Source organism: Microbacterium sp. AZCO (genome assembly GCF_039614715.1).
Lineage (GTDB): Bacteria > Actinomycetota > Actinomycetes > Actinomycetales > Microbacteriaceae > Microbacterium.
On sequence record NZ_CP154857.1, the window covers coordinates 929973 to 954881 of the forward strand.

Below are 24909 nucleotides of genomic sequence, written 5' to 3' on the forward strand. Positions count from 1 at the left end.
GGACGTGGCATCCGACTCCTTCGTACATCTGCACGTGCACAGCGAGTACTCGATGCTCGACGGGGCCGCCAAGATCGGCGCGATGACGCAGGCGGCGGCCGAGTACGGCATGCCGGCGATCGCCGTCACCGATCACGGCAACACCTTCGCGGCGTTCGAGTTCTACAACGCGGCCAAGGCCGCGGGCGTCAACCCGATCATCGGCCTCGAGGCGTACGTCACGCCCGGCACGCATCGCAGCGACAAGTCCCGCGTCGCGTGGGGCTCCCCCGAGCAGAAGAGCGACGACGTGTCCGGCTCGGGCGCGTACACCCACATGACGATGTGGAGCGAGACGACGGAGGGCATGCACAACCTCTTCCGGCTCAGCTCGCTGTCGAGCATGGAGGGCTACTACTTCAAGCCCCGCATGGACCGGGAGCTGCTCGAGACGTACGGCAAGGGGCTCATCGCCACGACGGGCTGCCCCTCGGGCGAGGTGCAGACGCGCCTGCGGCTCGGCCAGTACGACGCCGCCCGCGCCGCGGCCGCTGAGTTCCAGGACATCTTCGGCAAGGAGAACTACTTCGCCGAGATCATGGACCACGGGCTGTCCATCGAGCGCCGGGTCCTGACCGACCTCGTCCGCCTCGCGAAGGACCTCGACATCCCGCTCGTCGCGACGAACGACTCGCACTACACGCACCAGCACGAGGCGGATGCGCACGCGGCCCTCCTGTGCGTGCAGTCCGGCTCGACGCTCGACGACCCGAACCGCTTCAAGTTCGACGGCGACGGGTACTACATCAAGACCGCGCAGGAGATGCGGCAGATCTTCCGCGACCATCCCGAGGCATGCGACAACACGCTGCTCATCGCCGAGCGGTGCGCCGTCGAGTTCAACACGAGCGCCAACTACATGCCGCGCTTCCCCGTGCCCGAGGGCGAGACGGAGGACAGCTGGCTCGTCAAAGAGGTCGAGGTCGGCCTCCACTACCGCTACCCCGGCGGCATCCCCGACAAGGTGCGCAAGCAGGCCGAGTACGAGACCGGCATCATCCTGCAGATGGGCTTCCCCGGCTACTTCCTCGTCGTCGCCGACTTCATCAACTGGGCGAAGAACAACGGCATCCGCGTCGGCCCGGGCCGCGGATCGGGTGCCGGCTCGATGGTGGCCTACGCGATGCGCATCACCGACCTCGACCCGCTCGAGCACGGCCTCATCTTCGAGCGCTTCCTCAACCCCGACCGCGTCTCGATGCCCGACTTCGACGTCGACTTCGACGACCGCCGCCGCGGCGAGGTGATCGACTACGTCACCGAGAAGTACGGGTCGGAGCGCGTCGCGCAGATCGTCACGTACGGCACGATCAAGTCGAAGCAGGCCCTGAAAGACGCCGGGCGCGTGCTCGGCTTCCCGTTCAGCATGGGGGAGCGCCTCACCAAGGCGATGCCCCCGGCGGTCATGGGCAAGGACATGCCGCTCAGCGGCATGTACGACTCGCAGCACCCGCGCTACAAAGAGGCGAGCGAGTTCCGCGCGGTGATCGACACCGATCCCGAGGCCAAGACGGTCTTCGACCGCGCGCTCGGGCTCGAGGGGCTGAAGCGCCAGTGGGGTGTGCACGCGGCCGGCGTCATCATGTCGTCGGAGCCGCTCCTCGACATCATCCCGATCATGCGCCGCGAGCAGGACGGCCAGATCGTCACGCAGTTCGACTACCCGTCCTGCGAGACGCTCGGCCTCATCAAGATGGACTTCCTGGGGCTGCGCAACCTCACGATCATCTCCGACGCCCTCGACAACATCCGCATGAACCGGGGGGAGGAGCTCGACCTCGAGCACCTCGCCCTCGACGACCGCGAAGCGTACGACCTCCTCACGCGCGGCGACACGCTGGGCGTCTTCCAGCTCGACGGCGGGCCGATGCGGTCGCTCCTGCGCCTCATGAAGCCCGACAACTTCGAAGACGTCTCGGCCGTCATCGCGCTGTACCGCCCAGGCCCCATGGGCGCCAACTCGCACATCAACTACGCGCTGCGCAAGAACGGGCAGCAGGAGGTCACCCCGATCCACCCCGAGCTCGAAGAGCCGCTGAAGGACATCCTCGACATCAGCTACGGCCTGATCATCTATCAGGAGCAGGTCATGGCGATCGCGCAGAAGGTCGCCGGCTTCTCGCTCGGACAGGCCGACATCCTCCGTCGCGCGATGGGCAAGAAGAAGAAGTCCGAGCTCGACAAGCAGTACGAGGGCTTCTCCGGCGGAATGAAGGAGCGGGGCTTCGGCGAGGGCGCGATCAAGGCGCTGTGGGACATCCTGCTGCCCTTCTCCGACTACGCCTTCAACAAAGCCCACTCGGCGGCCTATGGGCTCGTCTCGTACTGGACGGCGTACCTCAAGGCCCACTATCCGGCCGAGTACATGGCGGCGCTCCTCACGAGCGTCGGCGACTCGAAGGACAAGATGGCGGTCTACCTCAACGAGTGCCGCCGCATGGGCATCAAGGTGCTCCCACCCGACGTGGGGGAGTCGATCCGCTACTTCGCGGCCGTCGGCGAAGACATCCGCTTCGGGCTGGGCGCCGTCCGCAACGTCGGGACCAACGTCGTCGAGGGCATCATCGAGGCCCGCAGGGAGAGCCCGTACGTCGGCTTCCACGACTTCCTCGCCAAGGTGCCGACGCACGTGGCCAACAAGCGCACCATCGAGTCGCTCATCAAGGCGGGCGCCTTCGACTCGCTCGGCTCGACGCGGCGGGCGCTCATGGAGATCCACGAGGATGCGACCGAGCAGGCCGCCCTCGACAAGCGCCGGGAGGCGAACGGCGAGGTGGGCTTCGACTTCGACAGCCTGTGGGGCGACGACGAGCCGCAGCAGGCGCAGAAGGTGCCCGACCGCCCCGAGTGGACCAAGAAGGACAAGCTGGCGTTCGAGCGCGAGATGCTCGGGCTGTACGTGTCCGACCATCCGCTCGCGGGGCTCGAGATCCCGCTGGCGAAGCACGCCTCCCTGAGCATCCACGACCTGCTGGCATCCGAGACGATCGAGGACGGCGAGCAGGTCACGGTCGCCGGGCTCGTCACGAGCGTGCAGCACCGCGTGGCCAAGTCGAGCGGCAACCCGTACGGCATGATCACCGTCGAGGACTTCGACGGCGAGGTCACCGTCATGTTCATGGGCAAGACGTACACCGAGTTCGCCTCGATGCTGCAGGCCGACTCGATCCTCGTCGTGCGCGGCCGCGTGTCGCGCCGCGACGACGGACTGAACCTGCACGCGCAGTCGGCCTTCGCACCCGACCTGGGGGCGGTGGATGCCTCCGGCCCGCTCGTGCTCGTGATGCCCGAGCACCGGGCGACCGAGAGCCTCGTGAACGAGCTCGCCGCCGTGCTCGAGCGTCACAGCGGCGACACGGAGGTCACTCTGCGCCTGCACAAGGGCTCGGTCGCGAAGGTCTTCGAGGTCCCCATGCCCGTGCAGGTCACGGCCGACCTCTACGGCGAGCTCAAGGGTCTCCTCGGCCCTCAGTGCCTGGGCTGAGCGACCGCATTCCATCGCGCCGGCGGCGTGTCATCGCCGCGCCGCCGCGTCCTCATCGCCGTCTCACGGGTGGTGGGTAGTATCGGGACATTGCGCCGGGATCCGGCGCGGGAAGGGAACATCGTGGCCGACGAGCACCTGGACGACAACGGAGCCTTCGACACCTCGACCGACGTCGCCCGCACGGACGATTCGGTGGTCGCCGAGAGCGACGGCGTGCCGCCGCAGTACGGCGTGGGTCCCTTCTCGGTGCGTGAGGTCGCGCTCGGCGCCATCTGGCTCGTCGCCTTCGTCGTGTCGTTCTTCTCGCTCAACCCCGTGCGCTTCGACTCGGTCTGGACCTCCGGTCTCGCCTGGATCCTCACGATCGGGGTCCCCACCGTCGCGGTGTTCCTCCTCTTCCTGCGCCGCCTCTCGCCCGACGGCATCCGTCGCGTCGGGTCGCTCGGCATCGACCAGTTCGCGTCCGTCGCCTTCTCGGTGTCGACGGTCGTGTGGATCACGTACATCTGGGAGACGGTCGCCTTCGCGATCGAGAACGGCCTCTGGGCGCGTTCGTGGGTCATGTGGGTCGAGGCGGTCCTCATGCTCGCGGGGGTCATCCTGACGGTCTTCGCGCCGTTCATCCCGACACTGCGCGACGACTTCCGCCACCGCGCCGAGATTCCGGCGCATCGCAATGCGCGACCGCTCCGACCTGTCACGCGCCGCCCCGCGCCGGAGCCCCGTCCCGACCGTCAGCCCGAGCCGGCCCCCGCCGAGTCCGCGGCGGTCTACGGCCAGCCGAGCGAGCAGCCCTACACCGCCACCTACGACGCGCAGCCCGTCGACAGCTCGTGGGCCGAGCCCGCGCCCTTCACGGCTCCGTACGAGACGGCGCACCACGAGCCGACCGTCGAGCACCACGCGCCGCGCCAGCAGGCGTTCTGGGCGCTCGTGCCCGAGGAGCGCGACGTCGTCGACGAGCAGGGGCGCCCGATGTGGCGGATCGGGCCGGGCGCGTGGGCCCTCGTCATCGAGGACCGCGGCGACGTGTTCGTCATGCGTCACGAGGACGGCCGCATCGGCTACCTCCACGAGACGCGCGACGCCACACGCGGCTGAGCCGCCGCGGGCGGCGCGGGCGGCATCGCGTGGCGCGATAGCCTGAACGGATGCTCCGCACGATCGATCTCCGCGGCCGCACGCTCACTTCCGCCGAACTGCTCTCGACCGTCCCCCGGGCGACGGCCGCGCGCGAAGAGGCCCTGACGACAGCCGCGGCCATCGTCCACGACGTCGCCGAGCAGGGCGAAGCCGCCCTGCGCACGCAGGCCGCACGCTTCGACGGCGTCGAGGGTCACTCCATCCGCGTGCCCGTCGCCCACCTCGATGAGGCGCTCGAGACCCTCGACCCCACCGTGCGCACGGCCCTCGAGCACGCGATCGAGCGCGTGCGGGCGGCATCCGCGGCCCAGATCCCCGCGCCGTCCGTGACCGAGCTCGCCCCCGGCGCGCGTGTCCTGCAGCGCTGGCAGCCCGTGCGGCGCGTCGGCGTGTACGTGCCGGGCGGCAAGGCCGTCTACCCGTCCAGCGTCGTGATGAACGTCGTCCCGGCGCAGGTCGCGGGGGTGTCCGAGGTCGCGCTCGCCTCGCCCCCGCAGCGCGATCACGACGGTCGTGTGCACCCCGTGATCCTCGCCGCGGCGAAGCTCCTCGGAGTCGAAGAGGTGTACGCGATGGGCGGAGCCGGCGCCATCGGCGCATTCGCGCACGGCGTCGCGTCGCTCGACCTCGAGCCGGTCGACGTCGTGACCGGTCCGGGCAACAACTTCGTCGCCGCCGCCAAGCGCGCCGTCGCCGGCGTGGTCGGGACGGATGCCGAGGCCGGCGCCACCGAGATCCTCATCGTCGCCGACGACAGCGCCGACCCGCGCCTCGTCGCGGCCGACCTCGTGAGCCAGGCCGAGCACGACGAGCAGGCCTCGGCAGTTCTCGTCACCGACTCGGCACGGCTCGCCGACGCCGTCGCGGCGCACAGCGCGGGACAGGCGGCCGGCACGGAGCACGCCGTGCGTGTCGCCGCCGCCCTGCGCGGCCCGCAGTCGGCGATCGTCCTCGTCGACGACATCGCGGAGGCGACCCGCTTCAGCAACGCCTACGCGCCCGAGCACCTCGAACTTCACCTCGCCGACCCCCGGCCGGAGGAGTTCGTGCACGCCGGCGCGGTGTTCGTCGGTCCGGACTCGCCCGTGAGCCTCGGCGACTACCTCGCCGGCAGCAACCACGTGCTGCCCACCGGCGGACAGGCGCGCTACTCGTCGGGTCTCTCGGCGGCCACGTTCCTGCGTCCACAGCAGGTCATCGAGTACGACCGCGCGGCCCTGGCCGCCGTCCGCGACGACATCGTGGCGCTCGCGAACGCCGAGCACCTTCCGGCGCACGGCGAGGCCGTCGAGGCCCGTTTCGCCCCCGAACCGGCCGACGAGTGACGCGCGTCGCGTAGTCTGTCGGTGCCATGCACTGCCCTTTCTGCCGTCATCCCGATTCGCGGGTCATCGACTCGCGCACGAGCGACGACGGGCTCAGCATCCGCCGCCGCCGTCAGTGTCCGGAGTGCGGCGGACGCTTCTCGACGATCGAGACCGCGAGCCTGAACGTCATCAAGCGGTCCGGCGTCATCGAGTCGTTCAGCCGCGAGAAGGTCATGTCCGGTGTGCGCAAGGCCTGCCAGGGCCGCCCCGTCACCGAGGCCGACCTCGCCGTGCTGGCGCAGACGGTCGAGGAGGCCGTGCGTCAGACCGGAGCCTCGCAGGTCGACACGAACGAGATCGGCCTCGCGATCCTCGGGCCGCTCCGCGCGCTCGATGAGGTCGCCTACCTCCGCTTCGCGAGCGTGTACCAGGCTTTCGACTCACTCGAGGACTTCGAGAGCGCGATCGAGCAGCTGCGCGCCGACCACGCGCCGGCTCGCGGCTCCGCCGAGTCCTGACGTAACGGCGTCGACGTCGCGGCTCGGTAGCCTGGACATGATGTATCCCCTCCTGTTCCGGACCGTTCTGTCGCGCATGGACCCCGAGTCGGCCCACCACGCCGCCATGCTGGTGATCCGGGCGCTCGGCATCCCGCCCTTCTCGTGGGCCGCGCGCGCCGTCACGCGACCCGACCCGGCCCTCCGCACCCGGGCGCTGGGGCTCGACTTCGACTCGCCGTTCGGCGTCGCGGCGGGCTTCGACAAGGACGTCCGGGGCGCCGCGGGACTCGGTGCGCTCGGGTTCGGCCATGTCGAGGTCGGAACCCTCACGGCGATCCCGCAGGACGGCAATCCGCGCCCGCGACTCTTCCGCCTCATCCCCGATCGCGCCGTCGTCAATCGCATGGGCTTCAACAACCGCGGTGCCGAGGCGGCAGCCGTGCGCCTGCGGCGCCTCCGCCGTCGTCGTCGTCGACCCGTGCTCGGCGTCAACATCGGCAAGAGCCGCGTCGTCGACGTCGCGAACGCGACAGCCGACTACGTCACGAGCGCGCGCCTGCTCGCGCCGCTCGCGGACTACCTCGTCGTCAACGTCTCGTCACCGAACACGCCTGGCCTCCGGGGCCTGCAGGCGGTCGAGACCCTGCGTCCGCTTCTTCAGGCGGTTCGGGATGCCGCCGGCGCGACGCCGCTCCTCGTCAAGATCGCCCCCGACCTGCCCGACGACGAGATCGTGGCCATCGCGCAGCTCGCCGTCGAGACGCACCTGGCCGGCATCATCGCGACGAACACGACGATCTCGCGCGAAGGCCTCTCGACCGATCCCGCCGTCATCGCGGCAGCGGGGGAGGGCGGGCTGTCCGGCGCCCCGCTCAAGGCGCGCGCTCTGGAGGTGCTCCGCGTCCTCCGTCGCTCGGTGCCCGACACCTTCTGCGTCGTGAGCGTCGGCGGTGTCGATACCGCAGAGGACGTGCAGGAGCGAGTGGATGCCGGTGCCGACCTCGTGCAGGGCTACACCGCGTTCCTCTACCGCGGCCCGCTGTGGGCGCGTCAGATCAACCGCGGACTCGCGAAGGCACGCTGAGCCGGGCCGCAGCCCTCGGGGGTTACTTCGGGTGTCCGCCGCGCCGGTCCTTCCGTCGCGCGTCCGGCCTGCGTGGTTACTTCGGGTGTCCGCCGCGCGCGACCTGCGGCTTGGGCAGGCGCAGGAAGCGCATCTGGATCGACCGCATCGCGGCGTACCAGCCGAGGCCCTTCTCGGTCTTGTCGCCCCACTTGGCGCGCGCAGCGCGCTTGACCCGGAACGACGTCCAGATCATGTCGCCGATCACGAGGAAGATGAACAGCCACAGGCCGAGGAACGAGTAGGTCTGCAGCACCGGGTTCGGGATGAAGGTCATCACGATGACGAGCACCATGGCGGGCATGACGGCCTCGCCCAGGTGCCAGCCGGCGTCGACGTAGTCGCGCACCCAGCGACGCTGCGGTCCCTTGTCCCGCGCGGTGAGGTAGCGCTCGTCGCCCGCCGCCATGCCGGCGCGAGCCTTGTCGCGCTGCTGCGCGAGATCGGCCTTGGCGCGGGCCTTGGCCTCCTTGGTGTCTGGCACGAGAGGCCGCTTGCGCGCGGCCTCCTGCTCGGCGCGGGTCGGCGTCGGGCGGCCCTTCGCCGATCCGGAGGAGGGCGCCTCCGACGGCGCGTCGTTGGGAGCGGAGGGTGTCTGGGCCACGGGAGTTCCTCGGGAGGCTGTGCGGAAGGGTGCCCTTAAGATTACCCGCATGACCTCCGACCTCACCCGTGCAGAGGCTGTGCGCGATGCCGCGCTCGCCGGCGTCCCCGCAGCCCTCGCCGACCTCGGCAATCTCGTGCGCATCCCCTCCGTCGCGTTCCCCGGCTTCGACCCCGCCCCCGTGCGCCGCAGCGCCGACGTGGTCAAGGCTCTCGTCGAGGCGACCGGGCTGTTCGAGACCGTCGCGATCGCGGACGCCGAGATCCCTGAGACGGGCACGCGCGGGATGCCGGCGGTGCTGGCGTCGCGCCGTGCGCGCAACGGCCGGCCGACGATCCTGCTCTACGCCCACCACGACGTGCAGCCGGTCGGCGACGAGAGCCTGTGGGAGTCGCCGCCGTTCGAGCCCACCGTCCGGGACGGTCGCCTCTACGGGCGCGGTGCCGCCGACGACAAGGCCGGCATCATGGCGCACATCGGCGCCCTCCGTGCTCTCAAGGAGGTCGCGGGCGACGACCTCGACCTCGGCATCGCACTCTTCTTCGAGGGGGAGGAGGAGGCGGGCTCGCTGTCGTTCGCGCAGTTCCTCTCCGACCATGCCGACGCGCTCCGCGCGGATGTCATCGTCGTGGCCGACTCGGGCAACTGGGACTCGCGCACGCCCGCGCTCACGGTGTCGCTGCGCGGCAACGCGAAGTTCCGCCTGCGCATCCGCACGCTCGAGCACGCGTCGCACTCCGGCATGTTCGGGGGCGCCGTGCCCGACGCCATGATGGCGACCCTCAAGCTGCTCGCGACCCTGTGGGACGACGACGGCGCCGTGGCGGTCGCGGGACTCACGGAGCGCGACACGCCCACGCCCGAGTACACCGAGGAGACGCTCCGCGACGAGGCCGGCCTCCCCGCGGGCGTGAGCCCGATCGGCCGGGGGACGATCCTCAGCCGCATCTGGAACAAGCCCTCCATCACGGTCACCGGCATCGACGCACCGAGCGTCGTCAACGCGTCGAACACGCTCTCGCCCGAGGTCACGGTCGTCGTCAGCGCGCGCGTCGCGCCGGGACAGGACGCGAAGGAGGCGTACGAGGCGATCGAGGCGCACCTGCGCGCCCACGCCCCCTTCGGCGCTGAGCTCGAGTTCTCTGGCCGGGAGTTCGGCAACCCCTTCCTCGTCGACACGAGCGGCTGGGCCGTCGCCGATGCGCGGGACGCGCTTGCTCAGGCGTACGGCGTCGACCCGGTCGACATGGGCGTGGGCGGTTCGATCCCGTTCATCGCCGACCTCGTGCGGGAGTTCCCCGGCGCGCAGATCCTCGTCACGGGGGTGGAGGACCCGCACGCGCGGGCGCACAGCCCCAACGAGTCGCTGCACCTGGACACCTTCCGTCACGCGCTCGTCGCCGAGGCGCTCCTGCTCGAGAGGCTCGACGCCCGCGCGGGCTGACGGCGCCGGCTCGCGGCATCCATCGAGCCCCCGCCCTCCCGGGCGTCGTAGAATCGATGCATCCGCTGCGATCGCGCCTACGGCGCGGCCTGGACCCGCGAGGAGAGCCATGACCGACACCGCACTGTCGACCGACCAGACGACGGCCGCCCACGGCGTGCTGCTGACCGACGCGGCCTCCGCCAAGGTCAAGAGCCTGCTCGAGCAGGAGGGCCGCGACGACCTGCGTCTGCGCGTCGCCGTCCAGCCGGGTGGATGCAGCGGCCTCATCTATCAGCTGTACTTCGACGAGCGCTACCTCGAGGGCGACAAGACCGTCGACTTCGACGGCGTCGAGGTCATCGTCGACGACATGAGCGTCCCGTATCTCGACGGCGCGTCCATCGATTTCAAGGACACGATCTCGGAGCAGGGCTTCACGATCGACAACCCGAACGCAGCCGGCAGCTGCGCATGCGGCGACAGCTTCCACTGATTCTCCGCTCGACCCGGACGCCCCTTCCGCACCGTCGGAACGGGGCGTTTCGGCGTACCCTCCTTCGCCGTTCTGACGCCCGCCGCAGGGGCGCGCGCGGTGGGTGCTTGGCCTGAATCCGCTGAGAGGTTGCCCTAGACTGGCGACAGTCCTTGTACGTGACCGGAAAGGTGCACCGTGCCCTCGAAACGTCGTCTCCGCTGGGCCCTCGTTCCTGTCGGGATCGCAGCGGCAGCCGTTCTTGCGGGATGCACTCCGACGGAGCTCCACGGGTTCCTGCCCGGCTTCGAAGACCCGAACGCCGCACCGGCGACCAACCACACCGAGATGGTCTCCGGCCTGTGGGTGAACTCGTGGATCGTCCTCCTCGTCGTCGGCATCGTGACGTGGGGCCTCATGGGCTGGGCGGCCATCGTCTACCGCCGCCGGAAGGGCCAGACCGGCCTCCCCGTGCAGCTGCGGTACAACATGCCGATCGAGATCTTCTACACGATCGTGCCGCTCATCCTCGTGATCGGCTTCTTCGCCTTCACGGCGCGCGACCAGACGATCCTCGAGACGCAGTACGACAACCCCGATGTCTCGATCACCGCGATCGGCAAGCAGTGGGCGTGGGACTTCCAGTACGACGGCGACCAGAAGGACGGCTCCGACGCCGTCTGGTCGATGGGCGTGCAGGCGGAGCCCGACGCGCAGGGCAACGTCGACCAGGCCAAGCTCCCGACGCTGTACCTCCCGGTCGACAAGTCGGTGAAGATCACGCTCCAGTCGCGTGACGTCATCCACTCGTTCTGGATCATCGACTTCCTCTACAAGAAGGACATGTACATCGGGCGCGACAACTTCTGGTCGTTCACGCCGACCCGCGAGGGCACCTACGCCGGAAAGTGCGCCGAGCTGTGCGGCGAGTACCACTCGGCGATGCTCTTCAACGTGAAGGTCGTGAGCGATGCGGAGTACGAGGACTACCTCGCCTCGCTGCGCGACAAGGGTCAGACGGGCAACATCACCGACCAGTACGACCGCCTCGCGAACCTGCCGGGCACCGGCGAGACCACCACTGACGACGAAAAGAACGACTGATCATGGCAACAACGCTTCCGCTTCAGGAGTCGGGTCAGAGCCGTCCCACCACGATGCCGCCTCGCCAGGCCGCCCTGCTCAGCGCTACGCGCGTCGAGCAGAAGGGCAACATCATCGTCAAGTGGATCACGTCCACCGACCACAAGACGATCGGCTACATGTACCTGATCGCCTCCGTGCTGTTCTTCATGCTCGGCGGCGTGATGGCGCTCATCATCCGCGCTGAGCTCTTCGAGCCCGGCATGCAGATCGTGCCCACGAAGGAGCAGTACAACCAGCTCTTCACGATGCACGGCACGATCATGCTGCTCATGTTCGCGACGCCGCTCTTCGCCGGCTTCGCGAACGCGATCCTGCCGCTGCAGATCGGCGCCCCCGACGTGGCCTTCCCGCGTCTGAACGCCTTCGCCTTCTGGCTCTTCCTCTTCGGATCGACCATCGCCGTCGCCGGCTTCCTCACCCCGCAGGGTGCCGCAGCCTTCGGGTGGTTCGCCTATCAGCCGCTCGCGAGCGCGAGCTTCTCGCCGGGCATCGGCGGCAACCTGTGGATGCTCGGCCTCGGCATGAGCGGTTTCGGAACGATCCTCGGTGCCGTCAACTTCATCACGACGGTCATCACGATGCGTGCGCCCGGCATGACCATGTGGCGCATGCCGATCTTCTCGTGGAACACGCTCATCACGAGCATCCTCGTCCTGATGGCCTTCCCGGTGCTGGCCGCCGCGATCCTCGCGGCCGCAGCCGACCGTGTGCTGGGTGCGCACATCTACGACCCGGCCAACGGCGGCGTGCTGCTGTGGCAGCACCTGTTCTGGTTCTTCGGCCACCCCGAGGTGTACATCATCGCGCTGCCGTTCTTCGGCATCGTCTCGGAGATCTTCCCGGTCTTCAGCCGCAAGCCGATCTTCGGCTACAAGACGCTCGTGTACGCCACGATCGCCATCGCCGCCCTGTCGGTCGCCGTGTGGGCCCACCACATGTATGTCACGGGCGCCGTCCTTCTGCCGTTCTTCGCGCTCATGACGATGCTGATCGCGGTGCCCACGGGCGTGAAGATCTTCAACTGGATCGGCACGATGTGGCGAGGGTCGGTGACCTTCGAGACGCCGATGGTCTTCGCCCTCGGCTTCCTGGTCTCGTTCGTCTTCGGTGGTCTCACCGGCGTCATCCTCGCGTCGCCGCCGCTCGACTTCCACCTCTCGGACTCCTACTTCGTCGTCGCTCACTTCCACTACGTCGTCTTCGGCACCGTCGTGTTCGCGATGTTCGCCGGCTTCTACTTCTGGTGGCCGAAGTGGACCGGGCGCATGCTCAACGAGCGCCTCGGCTACGTGCACTTCTGGATGCTGTTCATCGGCTTCCACATGACCTTCCTCATTCAGCACTGGCTGGGCGTCGACGGCATGGCCCGCCGCTACGCCGACTACTCGGAGGCCGACGGCTGGACGTGGGAGAACCAGGTCTCGACGATCGGCGCCGTGATCCTCGGCGCGTCGATGATCCCGTTCCTGTTCAACGTCTGGATCACGGCCCGCAAGGCACCGAAGGTCACCGTCAACGACCCGTGGGGCTACGGCGCCTCGCTCGAGTGGGCGACGAGCTGCCCCCCGCCGCGTCACAACTTCACGTCGATCCCGCGCATCCGCAGCGAGCGTCCCGCGTTCGACCTGAACCACCCGGAAGCCGGCCTGCCCGTGGGCGTGGGCCCGGCGAAGGACGCGCCCGACGCCCCGGTTGTCGACGTCGCCCAGGGAGAGGTCAAGTAACGTGCGCACCAACACCGGACTCTGGTGGCTGCTGTCGGCCTTCTTCCTCCTGATGACGATCGTCTACACGGCGTGGAACGTCATCGCCCACCCCGGGCCCGACTTCGCCCACTCGGTGGAGTGGGTCGGCACTGTCGCGCTGCTCTTCGCCACCCTCATGGCCGCGCTCATCGCGTTCTACATGGGTCGCGTGCACCGCGCGCAGCGCGGTGAGCTTCCCGAGGACGTCCTCACGGCCGACATCGACGACGGCGACCCCGAGCTGGGCGAGTTCAGCCCGTGGTCGTGGTGGCCGATCGTGCTCGCCGCGGCGGCAGCCTTCGGCATGCTCGGCCTCGCGGTCGGGGTCTGGCTGTTCCCGATCGGGCTCGCCATCTTCGTCGTCGCGATCGTCGGCTGGGTCTACGAGTACTACCGCGGCCACTTCGCCCGCTGAGCGGTCACGTCCTGACTCGCCTCGGGCTTCACGCCGCCGCCGTCTCCGACGTCGGACCGCACCGCGCCATCAACCAGGACTCCGCCTTCGCGGCGTCCTGGGGAGCGGCGGTCGCTGACGGCGTCGGTGGTGGTCCGGCCGGCGATGTCGCGTCAGCGGCGCTCCTGAGGCGTGTCGTCAGCGAGGCTGACGGACCCCTCGACCTCGATGACCTGACGATCGTCCTTCGCGTCGCCAACTGGGAGCTGCGGGAGAGGGTGGAGCGCGATACCGAGCTCAGCGGCATGGCCACGACCTTCACGGGCCTGTTCCTCTCGGCTTCGGGCGGACTCCTCCTCGCCCATGCGGGCGACTCGAGGGCATACCTCCTGCGGAGGAGCGCGATGTCGCGCGAGACCCGCGACGACTCGTTCGTCCAGCTGCTCGTCGACAGCGGCGTCGTGAGGGCGGCGGACGCGGCATCCCATCCTCAGCGCAATGTCATCACCTCGTCGCTGCACGGTGCCGACGACGACGTCGTGGTACTCGCCGAGCGCGAGGCGCGCGTCGGCGATCGGTGGCTGCTGTGCAGCGACGGCATCACCGATTACGTGCCCGATCAGGCGATCGCGACCCTGCTCGATGACGGCGATCCCACGACGGCTGCACACGCGATCGTCGAGTTCGCCCTCGCCGCAGGCTCTCGCGACAACGTCACCGCCGTCGTGTGCGACGTCGTCGCCGAGGCGCTCTGGCCGTCGTCCGTCCTCTTCCGCGGCGCGGCCGAGGATCTCGAACTCGCGCTGCTCGACGAGGACGAGGACGACCTCGAATCGGCATAGCCGCGCCAGTGGTCGCCGTGACCCGAAGGCGACGTCGTCACCCGGAAGAAGTCAGGAGGCGACGGGCGCCCTGACGACCATGACCTGCGCGTCGAACACCCGGGGGAGTGAGCCTTCGTCGTTCTCGGTGGGCTGGCCTTCGCGCACCCAGTACTCGTAGCCGCCGATCATCTCGCGCACCGAGTAGCCGAGCTTCGCGAACTCGAGCGCGCCCTTCGCGCCTGCATTGCAGCCCGGGCTCCAGCAGTAGACGACGACGGGGACGTCGCGGGAGAGCTCCTGCGGCGCACGCTCGGCGATATCGCGGTACGGCATGTGCAGCGCCCCCACGATCCGTCCCTGCGCCCACGCCTCGTCGCCGCGGACGTCGACCAGCACGAACTCCTCGCCGGCCTTCTGGGCGGCGTACACGTCGGAGGCGTCCGTCTCGAGGCGGAGCTTGGCGGAGAAGTAGTCGATCGCGTCGGTCATGTCCCCAAGGGTAGCCACGCGGGAGGACGCATGTGGCCGACGGGGGAGTCAGCGATGGGTGGATTCCTGCCGAACCACGAAGAGGGGAGAAACGACGGATGCCCCGGCACCGCGCCTGCGAGGCGCTGTGCCGGGGCATCCGGTCGAATCGCTACTTCTTCGTGCTTGTCCCGTCGGCCTCGTCATCGGGGATGATGACGTTCGAAGGACGAACCGGGACCTCGCCGTGGCGTCCGTCGTCGATCGGGGTGTGCGGGGCGTCGGGCACGCCGGCGCGCTCGTGGGCACCCTGGATCTCGGCATCCTCCTCGACGGAGATGTGCTCGAGCTCGTGGTGCTGGTGCGCGGAGGCGGCTTCCAGCTCGGTGTGGGTGAGGGGCGTGAGACGGTCCTCGAAGAACCAGCGCGAGATCGACGCGCGCAGGTTCTCGTGCCACGGGATGCGTCCACGCGAGTTGGGTCGCACGACGAGCGGCTCGTAGCCGTCGCTCTCGACGAGCTTCCAGCGGTCGTACTCGTCGACCGGCTGGTGCACCTCGATGTACTCGCCGCCGGGCAGGCGGACGATGCGACCGGACTCGTAGCCGTGGAGCAGGATCTCGCGGTCCTTCTTCTGCAGCGCGAGGCACATGCGCTTCGCGACGAAGTAGGCGATGATCGGCCCGACGATGAGCAGCGCCTGGAGGGTGTGGATGACACCTTCCATCGTGAGCTTGAAGTGCGTCGCGATGATGTCGGACGACGCCGCCGCCCACATGACCGCGTAGAACACGACGCCTGCCGCACCGATCGCCGTGCGCGTCGCGGCATTGCGCGGGCGCTGGGCGATGTGGTGCTCGCGCTTGTCGCCAGTGACCCAGGCTTCGATGAAGGGGTAGATCACGACCAGGACGATGAAGATCCCGATGACGACGAGCGGAACGATGATGTTGAACGACCATGTGTGGTCGAGGAACACGATCTCCCAGCCCGGCGGGATGAGACGCAGCATGCCGTCGGCGAAGCCGATGTACCAGTCGGGCTGCGTGCCTGCCGAGACGGGGGACGGGTCGTACGGGCCGTAGTTCCAGATCGGGTTGATCGTGAACAGCGACGCGATGAGCACGATGACGCCGAAGGTCAGGAAGAAGAACCCGCCCATCTTCGTCATGTAGACGGGCATCATCGGGTAGCCCACGACGTTGCTGTTCGTGCGGGCCGGGCCCGAGAACTGCGTGTGCTTGTTGATGACCATCAGCATGAGGTGCACCACGAGCAGACCCACGAGGATCGCCGGCAGCAGCAGGATGTGCAGCGTGTACAGGCGGCCCACGATCTGGTTGCCCGGGAACTCGCCGCCGAAGAGGAGGAACGAGGTCCAGGTGCCGATCAGCGGGATGCCCTTGATGAGGCCGTCGATGATGCGGAGGCCGTTGCCCGAGAGCAGGTCGTCGGGGAGCGAGTAGCCCGTGAAGCCCTCGCCCATCGCGAGGATGAACAGGACGAAGCCGATGACCCAGTTGAGCTCGCGGGGCTTGCGGAACGCGCCCGTGAAGAACACGCGGAGCATGTGCACGCCGATGCCGGCGACGAACGTCAGGGCCGCCCAGTGGTGGATCTGACGGACGAGCAGGCCGCCGCGGATGTCGAACGACAGGCGGAGGGTCGAGTCGAGCGCGGCCGACATCTCGACGCCCCGCATCGGGAGGTAGGCGCCGTTGTAGTGCGTGGGCACCATCGAGGCCTGGAAGAAGAACGTCAGGAACGTGCCAGACAGCAGCACGACGACGAAGCTCCACAGCGCGATCTCGCCGAGCATGAACGACCAGTGATCGGGGAAGATCTTGCGGCCGAGCTCCTTCACGAAGCCGGAGAGGCTCGTGCGCTCGTCGATGTAGTTGGCGGTGGCGCCGACGAAGCGTCCGCCGAGCGGCTTGTCACGCGTGGACGCGGGAGCGTCGGTGACCGCGGGCTCGAGCGTCACGTTCTCGGTGGGGTGAGTCGTGGTACTCAATGGCGCTCCCAGAAGCTCGGGCCGACGGGTTCGTGGAAGTCGCTCTGCGCGACGAGGTAGCCCTCGTCGTCGACCGTGATCGGCAGCTGCGGCAGCGGACGGGCGGCGGGGCCGAAGATGACCGCGGCACCGCGGGACACGTCGAACTGCGACTGGTGGCACGGGCAGAGCAGGTGGTGGGTCTGCTGCTCGTACAGGGCGACGGGGCAGCCGACGTGGGTGCAGACCTTCGAGTAGGCGACGATGCCGTCGTACGTCCAGTCCATCTTGTTCTCGCCCGGCACCAGCTGGTCGGGGAGCAGGCGCATGAGCAGGACGATGGCCTTGGCCTTCGCCTCGAGGTAGCCCTCGGAGTGGTCGAGGTCGGCGAGGGCTTCGGGGATCACGTGGAAGGCGGAGCCCAGCGTGACCTCGGACGCGCGGATGGGAACGCCCTCGGGGTCGCGCGCCAGGCGCATGCCCTTCTTCCACATGGTGTGGCTGAGCTCTTCGACGGGGTCCACGTCCTGCGGAGCGAGTCCGCGGAAGAGCGTGATGCCGGGGAGCACCGAGGCCACGAGCGCCGCGATGAGCGAGTTGCGGACCATCGCGCGACGGCCGAAGCCGGACTCCTCGTTCGCGTCCTCGAACGCCTTGACGGCAGCGGCCCGGGTCGTGTCACGACCGCGCGTCGCGTGGCGCGGCTCGATGAACTCCTTGTCGGACATGATCGCCTTGGACCAGTGGATCGCGGCGATGCCGATCGCGAGGAGCGCGAGCGCGATGCCGAGGCCGACGAACAGGTTGTTCTGGCGGACGCTCAGGAGCGAGCCGTCCTCGATCGGGAAGAGCATGTAGGCGGCGATCGCCCAGATGCTCGCGGCGACCGAGAGATAGAAGAGCGTGTAGACCGTGCGGACCGCCCGCTTCATGGCGGCGGGGTCCTCGTCGGTCACGCGCTCGCGGTGCGGCGGCAGCCCGGGGTTCTGCACCGGGTCGCGGAGCTCGACCGCGAGCCCGGACGAGGGCTTCCAGGAAGCCCTCTCGTGCTCGAGCGGGTCGTCCTCGTGTGCCATGCTGCTCCTCTTTGCGTGCTTTCGTCAGTGAAACGTCAGTTGGACTTCGCGGTGATCCACACGGTGATCGCGATCAGCGTGCCGATGCCGAAGATCCAGATGAACAGGCCCTCGGAGACGGGGCCGAGCGAGCCGAGCGTGAAGCCGCCGGGCGACACGGCGTCCTGCTGGAAGAGCAGCGAGGAGATGATGTCGCGCTTGTCCTCGGTCGACAGGTTCATGTCGCTGAAGACGGGCATGTTCTGCGGACCGGTGACCATCGCGGCGTACATGTGCAGCGCGCTCGTCTCGGTGAGGGCGGGGGCGTACTTGCCCTCGGTCAGTGCGCCGCCGGCGCCGGCGACGTTGTGGCACATGGCGCAGTTGATGCGGAACAGCTCCGCGCCGCGTGCGACATCGCCCTGCCCGTCGATGATCTTGTCCTCGGGGTAGGTCGGGCCGGGCGAGGTCTCCTGCACGTAGGACGCGATCGCGCGGATCTGGTCCTCCGTGAACTGGACGGGCTTCTGGGGCGCCTGCGGCGCCTGCGCCTGCAGCGGCATGCGGCCCGTCGACACCTGGAACTCGACCGCGAGCTCGCCGACGCCGTACAGCGAGGGCCCGGACTCGGTGCCCTGCAGGTCGAGGCCGTGGCAGGTGGCGCAGTTCGCCTGGAAGAGCTTCTTGCCGTCTTCCGCCGTGAGGGCGGTCTTGACGGAGGTGTCGGGGGTCGCGGCCATCGCGGCAGAGGCGCCCGCGTAGGCGCCTCCGGTCAGAAGAAGGCCGATGCCGATGAGGGCGGCGGCTGCCCAGGGGCTGCGACGTCCGTTGCTGCGGCGCTTGGTCTCTCGTGCCATGTCGGGATACAGCTCCGCTTCTATTTCAGGAAGTAGATGACGAGGAACAGCGCGATCCAGACGACATCCACGAAGTGCCAGTAGTACGAGACGACGATCGAGGTCGTCATCTCCTTGCGACCGAAGTTCTTGACGGCGTACGCACGGCCGATCACGAGGAGGAAGGCGATGAGGCCGCCCGTCACGTGAAGGGCGTGGAAGCCGGTGGTGAGGTAGAAGGCCGACGCGTACGCGTTCGAGTCGATCGGCAGACCCTCGGCGACCAGCTGGGAGTACTCCCACACCTGACCGGACACGAAGATCGCGCCCATGATGAAGGTGAGGTAGAACCACTCGACCATGCCCCACTTGCGCACGTTCCAGAACCCGCCCGTGCGGTACGACTGGAAGCGCTCCGCCGCGAACACGCCCATCTGGCACGTCACCGACGACAGCACCAGGATGATCGTGTTCACCGTCGCATACGGCACGTTGAGAACGGCCGTCTCCTCCGCCCAGAGTTCGGGGGAGGTGCTGCGGAGGGTGAAGTAGATCGCGAACAGGCCCGCGAAGAACATCACCTCGCTGCCGAGCCAAACGATGGTTCCGACGGCGACCGGATCCGGCCGCTTGACGGACCGCATGGCCTGAGAGTAGGTCGCTGGCGTGGTGGTCGTCACGCTCCCCATTATGGCTGAATCCGGAGCGGGAGTTTCCCACCCGGAGGCATCGATTTGGCCTCGATGGAACTTAGGCGTGCCTAAGAGAACGCCGGGAAGTCGCCGTGAGGAGCGGATGCCGCGGCCCCCGCGTCACGGCGCGGGGGCGGCGGCATCCACCCGGCTAGGCTCTTGCCTTATGGCGGAGCTCTACTCGTGGCCCGAGATCCTCACGGCACTCCTGGACGATCGCGACCTGAGCGTGTCGGAGTCGACCTGGGCGATGCGGAAGATCATGGCCGGTGAGGCGACGCCGTCGCAGCTCGGCGGGTTCCTCGTGGCGCTGTCCGCCAAGGGGGAGACGGTCGACGAGATCGTCGGCTTCCGCGACGCCATCCTCGAGGCTGCGCTGCCGCTGCCGGTGAAGGCGGAGGTGCTCGACATCGTCGGCACGGGCGGCGACAGGTTCGGGACCGTCAACGTCTCGACGATGTCGGCGATCGTCGCCGCGGCATCCGGGGTCCCGGTCGTGAAGCACGGGAACAAGGCCGCCAGCTCCAAGTCGGGCTCCAGCGACGTGCTCGCGGCGCTCGGCATCGATCTGACGCTCTCGCCGGACGCGGTCGCGGAGGCCCTGGGTCGCGCCGGCATCACCTTCGCGTTCGCGTCCGCCTTCCATCCGGGCTTCCGGCACGCGGGCCCGACCCGCGCCGAGCTCGGGGTGCCGACCGTCTTCAACTTCCTCGGGCCGCTGTGCAACCCCGCGCGTGCCGAGGCGAACGCCGTCGGCGTCGCGCACCTCGACCGGGTCCCGCTCATCACGGGCGTATTCCAGACGCGCGGTGCGACGGCCCTCGTCTTCCGCGGCGACGACGGCCTCGACGAGCTGACCACGACCGGACACTCGCGTCTGTGGGAGGTCAGCCGCGGCGACGTGCACGAGCACGACCTCGACCCGCGCGACCTCGGGATCCCACTGGCCGACATCGACGACCTGCTCGGCGGCGATCCCGCCCACAACGCCGCGGTCGTCCGCCGGGTGCTGGACGGCGAGCAGGGCCCCGTGCGCGACATCGTGCTGCTCAATGCGGCGGCGGGCATCGTGGCGTACCGCCTCTTCCGCGACTCCACGCAGGTGCAGCGACCCATCCTCGAGCGGCTCGGCGAGGCCCGCGACGACGCTGCGGCGGCGATAGACGACGGCCGCGCGGCCGCGAAGCTCGATGAGTGGGTCGAGGTGACGCGCTCCCTCGCGTGATGACGCGTGGGTGAACCTCCCGCGTGGGTTCTTCCGCGTGTCGGTGAGCGCCGATAGCGTGTGGTCCAACCGCACCCCCGCTCGCACCGAGGAGGATGTCATGAGCGACGCAAGCGCAACTGCAGACACGATCGAGCCGCCGACGAAGAAGGTCGGGCTCGTCAAGGCCGCCGGCATCATCGGGATCGTGATCGGCGCGCTGCTGATCATCGTCGGCATCATCGCCTGGATCGGCGTCACAGCTCAGCTGACGGCCGAGAACATCACGATCCCCGATGACGCCGCAGCCTTCCAGGGGCAGCAGGTGACGGGTCCGTTCACCGCCTACGTGCAGGCCGACGTCATCAACAAGCACGCGCTCGAGGCCTCGGGCGGCAAGACGTACGCCGAGCTCGACCAGGACGACCCGGTGCGCGCGACGGTCATGCAGGCCTCGTTCCTGCGGGCATCGCTCTTCACGTCGGTCGTCGCGTACGGCGTGGCGCTCTTCGCCGTGGGCGTGGGCGTCATCGCGATCCTGTTCGGCTGGGCCATCCACCGACTCGCGAGCGTGCCCGTCGTCGTGAAGCGCTCCGCGCTCAGCGAGACCCGCTGAGTCGCGAGCGCGCGCTGCCGCACCGCATGAATCCGCACGAGGCGCTCACCGAGATCGCGACGCTCCTCGAGCGGGAGCGGGCGTCGCGGTACAAGTCGAAGGCGTTCCGTGCGGCCGCCGACGCCATCGCGGGACTCACGGACGACGAGCTTCGGGACGCCGCATCCCTCCGCCGCCGTAAGGGCGTCGGCGACTCGACCTTCGCGGTCATCCAGGAGGCACTGGCCGGGGACGTGCCGTCGTACCTCGTCGACCTGCGCGAGCGCGCCGGCGTCGAGCGGACCTCGACGCTGCGCACCCTGCTGCGAGGAGACCTGCACAGCCACAGCGAGTGGTCGGACGGACTCACCTCGATCGAGCTGATGGCGGCGGCCGGGCGCGCGCTGGGCCACGAGTACCTGGCGCTGACCGACCACTCGCCCCGTCTGCGCGTCGCCAACGGCCTGTCGCCGGAGCGACTGCGCGCACAGCGCGATCTCGTGGCGGCCGAGAGCGGCGACGGCTTCACCCTGCTGTGGGCGATCGAGGTCGACATCCTCGAGGACGGCGGACTCGATCAGGAGCCCGAGCTGCTCGATCAGCTCGACGTCGTCGTGGCGTCGGCGCATTCCAAGCTGCGCATGGAGCGCCGACCCATGACCCGGCGCCTCGTCGAGGCGGTCTCGGATCCGCGGGTCGACGTGCTCGGGCACGTGACCGGCCGCCTGGTCGAGGGCTCGCGCGGCACGCGGCCGCCCTCGACCTTCGAGCCGACACCCGTGTTCGAGGCGTGCGCGGCACACGGCGTCGCGGTCGAGATCAACTCCCGGCCCGAGCGCCAGGACCCGCCCGACGAGCTCATGACGCTGGCGCTCGAGCTGGGCTGCCTCTTCTCGATCGACTCCGACGCGCACGCGCCGGGGCAGCTCTCGCTCATCGACTACGGCGCCGAGCGGGCGGAGAGACTCGGCGTGCCTCCGGAGCGTATCGTCACGACATGGCCCCTCGCGCGCGTGCGAGAGTGGACGGCGACCCGGAAGGTGGACGCGTCATGACCTCTGATCGGCGAGACGAGCTCGTCCGGCGCAACGATGAGGAGTACGCGCAGCTCAAGGCGCTCGTCGCGGCGATGCGCGACGGCGGGCGGATCGACGAGGTCTTCGCGGGCGAGACTCGCGACCGCAACGTCCGCGACGTGCTCGCGCACCTCCTCGCCTGGCACCTGCTCCTGGAGGGCTGGTACGAGGAGGGCATGATCGGAGGCTCGCCCGCGATCCCCGCCGACGGGTACACGTGGAAGCAGCTCGACGCGTTGAACGTCGTGCTCCGCGACCGGTGGCAGGACGCCGTCATCGACGACGTCGAGCGTCGCCTCGACCTCTCCCATGCCGGATTGCAGCGTCTCCTTGCGGCGCACTCCGACGAAGAGCTCTTCGACGCCGACGTCTACCCCTGGACCCGCGGGCTGCGCCTCGGCGAGTTCGGACTCGAGTGCGGGGGCAACCACTACGCCTGGGCGCGCACCACGATCACCGCCGGACTGCCCGACACGCAGCATCCGTAGCCCCCGACTCGGCGCGGTCAGCCGGCGGCGTTCGCCCGGATCACCTCGAGACGGGCGCGGTACTCGACCTCGTCGATGTCGCCCTTCGCGAAGCGCTCGGCGAGCGTGGCCTCGGCCTGGCGGGACGGGTTGAAACGGCCGCGGGGACCGTAGCCGTTCTCCTCCGCCGCGCGGCGCCAGCGGCGGCCGAAGATCGCGAAGAGCAGCACGAAGAAGAGGATCCAGAACAGCGGGATGAACAGGAACCACCAGCCGAAGCCCCACGGGCCGACGAAGTGGGTGGCCACCGTGGCGGCGGCGAGCGTTGCGGACATTTCAGACCTCTCGGGTTCGGGATGCCGGCGGCGCCGGCGATCGGACGTTCCGAGTCAAGCCGTGCGGCCTTCTCCGCGAATCCGCCGGGCGGAGTGGATCGCGCTGCTCCCGGGGGAGTAGCTCAGCCCGCGTTCCAGCCCGGGCGGACGAGGCCGTTCTCGTAGGCGAGCACGACGAGCTGCACGCGGTCGCGCGCGTGGAGCTTCTGCATGACCCGCGAGACGTGCGTCTTCGCCGTGAGCGGCGAGATGAAGAGGCGCTCCGCGATCTCCTCGTTCGTCAGCCCCTGGCCGACGAGCCGGAGCACCTCGGCCTCGCGCTCCGTCAGGTCGCCGAGGACGGCCGGGTCCGCGGCATCCCTCAGTCCATCGGCCGCCCGCTCGAGAAGGCGCCGCGTGATGCCGGGAGAGAGGAGCGCGTCGCCGGCCGCCACGACGCGGACGGCGCGGATGAGGTCGACGGGCTCGGTGTCCTTCACGAGGAATCCGCTCGCGCCCGCGCGGATCGCCCGGGCGACGTACTCGTCGAGCTCGAACGTCGTGACGATGACGACCTTCACCCCAGCCAGCGCGGGGTCGCGGGCGATCTCCTCCGTCGTCCAGAGTCCGTCGCCGTCGGGCATGCGGATGTCGAGCAGCGCGACGTCGACGGGCGTGCGGCGGATGATGGCGAGCAGCTCCTGCCCGCCGGACGCCTCGGCGACGACCTCGATATCGGGCTCCGAGTCGAGCAGGGCGCGGAACCCTGCGCGGACGAGCTGGTGGTCGTCGGCGAGCGCGACGCGGATCACGAGACGCCTCGCCAGGGGAGCCGCGCCGTGACGACGGTGCCGGAGCGCTCGCCCGCGCGCACCTCGAGCGTGCCGCCGGCGAGGGACGCGCGCTCGCGCATGCCGCGGATGCCGCCGCCCTCGGTCGCGTCGGCGCCGGTGCCCGCGCCGTCGTCGGCGATGCGCACGACGAGCTCGCCGCCGACCCGCTCGAGCGTGACGGTGGCGATGGATGCCGCGGAGTGGCGCACGACGTTGGTGAGGGCCTCCTGCACGATGCGGTACGCCGTCGTCTGCACGGCGCCGGCCGGTGTCTCGGCGCCCAGCCGGTCGTCGAGCTCGACGACGAGGCCCAGCCCCGTGCGCTGGGCGACGAGTCGCGGCAGTTCGGCGAGCTGCGGCTGCGGCGTCAGCGGCGCGGTGGCGGGGGACCCGGAATCGGCGCCGCGCAGGAAGGAGAGGACCCCGCGCACCTCGTCGAGCCCCGTCGCGCTGAGGCTGCGGATGTTGGCGAGAGCCTCGCGGGCGCGCTCGGGCTCCCGGTCGAAGAGGTGCAGGCCCATGCCGGACTGCACCGAGATCTGGCTGAGCGAATGCGCGAGGACATCGTGGAGCTCGCGGGCGATGCGCGTGCGCTCGTCCTGCTCGAGCGTGCGCTGCCGCTCCGCGAGCTGCCGCCGGCGCTCGGCGCCGTGCTGCAGCCGGGCGCGGATGCCTTCGCCCATCGCGAAGAAGATGCCGAGGCCGAGCGTCGCGACGGCGATGCGGAAGGGATGCCACGCGACGCCGAGCATCCCGCTCGCGGTGACGGCGACGAGCCATCCGACGCCCACCGAGATGAGCGCCCACAGCCGCGCTCCGCGCACGACGGCGCCGATGATCGCGAACGCGAGGGCGACGAACACGGGACCGACGTCGGGCGGGACGAACAGGTCGAGCGTCGTCAGCGCCGCCACGAGGGCGACGGTGACGCCGGGCCAGCGCCGCGCGCCGATGAGCGCGAGCGCCGAGGATGCCGCGAGCGCGATGCTCAACAGCGCCGACGGCGCCGGAACGTGCTGCCACACCGACACGGCGATCGTCGCGGGCACCTGCACGACGAGCGCGACGACGACCGGGACCCACAGGGTCACGCCGGGCGGTGGGCGGAAGCGCGGCCAGTCCTCGTCCCACGCGTCTGCCGGCATGCGCTCGATGCTACGCCGGGC

24 protein-coding genes are annotated in these 24909 nt (G+C 69.5%); 15 read left to right on the forward strand and 9 right to left on the reverse strand.

Translation table 11 applies throughout. The features are described 5' to 3' along the window. Positions 1-4: 4 nt before the first annotated feature. The 5 genes from dnaE (at position 5) to AAIB33_RS04340 (ending at position 7560) form a co-directional block, all read left to right on the forward strand. The gene (dnaE, locus tag AAIB33_RS04320; protein WP_345802328.1) at positions 5-3523 is read left to right on the forward strand and encodes a DNA polymerase III subunit alpha; all 3519 of its coding nucleotides are present in this window, start codon (positions 5-7) and stop codon (positions 3521-3523) included. A gap of 123 nt (positions 3524-3646) precedes the next feature. Then, a complete protein-coding gene (locus AAIB33_RS04325) occupies positions 3647-4627 on the forward strand; it encodes a hypothetical protein (RefSeq protein WP_345802329.1) in 981 nt (326 codons plus the stop codon). 50 nt (positions 4628-4677) lie between these two features. After that, positions 4678-5994 (forward strand): histidinol dehydrogenase, encoded by a 1317-nt coding sequence (gene hisD, locus AAIB33_RS04330; protein ID WP_345802330.1) that lies wholly within the window; start codon positions 4678-4680, stop codon positions 5992-5994. Positions 5995-6020: 26 nt separating this feature from the next. After that, a complete protein-coding gene (gene nrdR, locus AAIB33_RS04335) occupies positions 6021-6494 on the forward strand; it encodes a transcriptional regulator NrdR (protein ID WP_345802331.1) in 474 nt (157 codons plus the stop codon). Positions 6495-6534: 40 nt separating this feature from the next. Beyond that, entirely contained in the window at positions 6535-7560 is a 1026-nt protein-coding gene (locus AAIB33_RS04340) for a quinone-dependent dihydroorotate dehydrogenase (protein ID WP_345803377.1), read from the forward strand. Positions 7561-7636: 76 nt separating this feature from the next. Here the strand turns inward: AAIB33_RS04340 and AAIB33_RS04345 are convergent, their stop codons facing one another. Beyond that, the gene (locus AAIB33_RS04345; RefSeq protein WP_345802332.1) at positions 7637-8203 is read right to left on the reverse strand and encodes a DUF3043 domain-containing protein; all 567 of its coding nucleotides are present in this window, start codon (positions 8201-8203) and stop codon (positions 7637-7639) included. A 49-nt stretch (positions 8204-8252) separates the two neighbouring features. Between AAIB33_RS04345 and AAIB33_RS04350 the strand changes: the two genes are divergently transcribed. The 6 genes from AAIB33_RS04350 to AAIB33_RS04375 all read left to right on the forward strand — a co-directional run bounded on the left by AAIB33_RS04350 (position 8253) and on the right by AAIB33_RS04375 (position 14228). Then, positions 8253-9647: a dipeptidase gene (locus tag AAIB33_RS04350; RefSeq protein ID WP_345802333.1), complete on the forward strand. Its 1395-nt coding sequence runs from the start codon at positions 8253-8255 to the stop codon at positions 9645-9647. Positions 9648-9756: 109 nt separating this feature from the next. Further along, positions 9757-10122: an iron-sulfur cluster insertion protein ErpA gene (gene erpA, locus AAIB33_RS04355; RefSeq protein ID WP_345802334.1), complete on the forward strand. Its 366-nt coding sequence runs from the start codon at positions 9757-9759 to the stop codon at positions 10120-10122. 177 nt (positions 10123-10299) lie between these two features. Continuing rightward, entirely contained in the window at positions 10300-11205 is a 906-nt protein-coding gene (gene coxB, locus AAIB33_RS04360) for a cytochrome c oxidase subunit II (protein WP_345802335.1), read from the forward strand. A 2-nt stretch (positions 11206-11207) separates the two neighbouring features. Then, on the forward strand, positions 11208-12971 hold the full coding sequence (gene ctaD / locus AAIB33_RS04365) for a cytochrome c oxidase subunit I (RefSeq protein WP_345802336.1): 1764 nt from the start codon (positions 11208-11210) through the stop codon (positions 12969-12971). 1 nt (position 12972) lies between these two features. Further along, the gene (locus tag AAIB33_RS04370) at positions 12973-13407 is read left to right on the forward strand and encodes a cytochrome c oxidase subunit 4 (protein ID WP_345802337.1); all 435 of its coding nucleotides are present in this window, start codon (positions 12973-12975) and stop codon (positions 13405-13407) included. A gap of 257 nt (positions 13408-13664) precedes the next feature. Then, the gene (locus tag AAIB33_RS04375; protein WP_345802338.1) at positions 13665-14228 is read left to right on the forward strand and encodes a hypothetical protein; all 564 of its coding nucleotides are present in this window, start codon (positions 13665-13667) and stop codon (positions 14226-14228) included. A gap of 51 nt (positions 14229-14279) precedes the next feature. Here the strand turns inward: AAIB33_RS04375 and AAIB33_RS04380 are convergent, their stop codons facing one another. The 5 genes from AAIB33_RS04380 to AAIB33_RS04400 all read right to left on the reverse strand — a co-directional run bounded on the left by AAIB33_RS04380 (position 14280) and on the right by AAIB33_RS04400 (position 19251). Further along, the gene (locus AAIB33_RS04380; protein WP_345802339.1) at positions 14280-14699 is read right to left on the reverse strand and encodes a rhodanese-like domain-containing protein; all 420 of its coding nucleotides are present in this window, start codon (positions 14697-14699) and stop codon (positions 14280-14282) included. Positions 14700-14850: 151 nt separating this feature from the next. Further along, positions 14851-16662: a ubiquinol-cytochrome c reductase cytochrome b subunit gene (locus tag AAIB33_RS04385; protein ID WP_345803378.1), complete on the reverse strand. Its 1812-nt coding sequence runs from the start codon at positions 16660-16662 to the stop codon at positions 14851-14853. 26 nt (positions 16663-16688) lie between these two features. Beyond that, complete coding sequence (locus AAIB33_RS04390) at positions 16689-17747, reverse strand: Rieske 2Fe-2S domain-containing protein (RefSeq protein WP_345802340.1); 1059 nt, start codon at positions 17745-17747, stop codon at positions 16689-16691. 35 nt (positions 17748-17782) lie between these two features. Next, on the reverse strand, positions 17783-18583 hold the full coding sequence (locus AAIB33_RS04395; protein WP_345802341.1) for a cytochrome c: 801 nt from the start codon (positions 18581-18583) through the stop codon (positions 17783-17785). Positions 18584-18603: 20 nt separating this feature from the next. Further along, entirely contained in the window at positions 18604-19251 is a 648-nt protein-coding gene (locus AAIB33_RS04400; protein WP_345802342.1) for a heme-copper oxidase subunit III, read from the reverse strand. Between the two features lie 169 nt (positions 19252-19420). Here AAIB33_RS04400 and trpD point away from each other — a divergent pair, with 169 nt between their 5' ends. The 4 genes from trpD to AAIB33_RS04420 all read left to right on the forward strand — a co-directional run bounded on the left by trpD (position 19421) and on the right by AAIB33_RS04420 (position 22617). After that, entirely contained in the window at positions 19421-20479 is a 1059-nt protein-coding gene (gene trpD / locus AAIB33_RS04405) for an anthranilate phosphoribosyltransferase (protein WP_345802343.1), read from the forward strand. Between the two features lie 100 nt (positions 20480-20579). Beyond that, the gene (locus AAIB33_RS04410) at positions 20580-21074 is read left to right on the forward strand and encodes an aromatic ring-opening dioxygenase LigA (RefSeq protein ID WP_345802344.1); all 495 of its coding nucleotides are present in this window, start codon (positions 20580-20582) and stop codon (positions 21072-21074) included. Positions 21075-21100: 26 nt separating this feature from the next. Further along, positions 21101-22108, forward strand: coding sequence for a PHP domain-containing protein (locus AAIB33_RS04415; protein WP_345802345.1), 1008 nt, complete (start codon positions 21101-21103; stop codon positions 22106-22108). After that, on the forward strand, positions 22105-22617 hold the full coding sequence (locus AAIB33_RS04420) for a ClbS/DfsB family four-helix bundle protein (protein WP_345802346.1): 513 nt from the start codon (positions 22105-22107) through the stop codon (positions 22615-22617). Before AAIB33_RS04415 ends, AAIB33_RS04420 begins: the two co-directional genes overlap by 4 nt. 17 nt (positions 22618-22634) lie before the next feature. Here the strand turns inward: AAIB33_RS04420 and AAIB33_RS04425 are convergent, their stop codons facing one another. The 3 genes from AAIB33_RS04425 to AAIB33_RS04435 form a co-directional block, all read right to left on the reverse strand. Next, positions 22635-22931 (reverse strand): hypothetical protein, encoded by a 297-nt coding sequence (locus AAIB33_RS04425; protein ID WP_345802347.1) that lies wholly within the window; start codon positions 22929-22931, stop codon positions 22635-22637. Between the two features lie 122 nt (positions 22932-23053). Beyond that, a complete protein-coding gene (locus tag AAIB33_RS04430) occupies positions 23054-23722 on the reverse strand; it encodes a response regulator transcription factor (RefSeq protein ID WP_345802348.1) in 669 nt (222 codons plus the stop codon). Then, positions 23719-24888, reverse strand: coding sequence for a sensor histidine kinase (locus AAIB33_RS04435; RefSeq protein ID WP_345802349.1), 1170 nt, complete (start codon positions 24886-24888; stop codon positions 23719-23721). Before AAIB33_RS04435 ends, AAIB33_RS04430 begins: the two co-directional genes overlap by 4 nt. Positions 24889-24909: the final 21 nt, after the last annotated feature.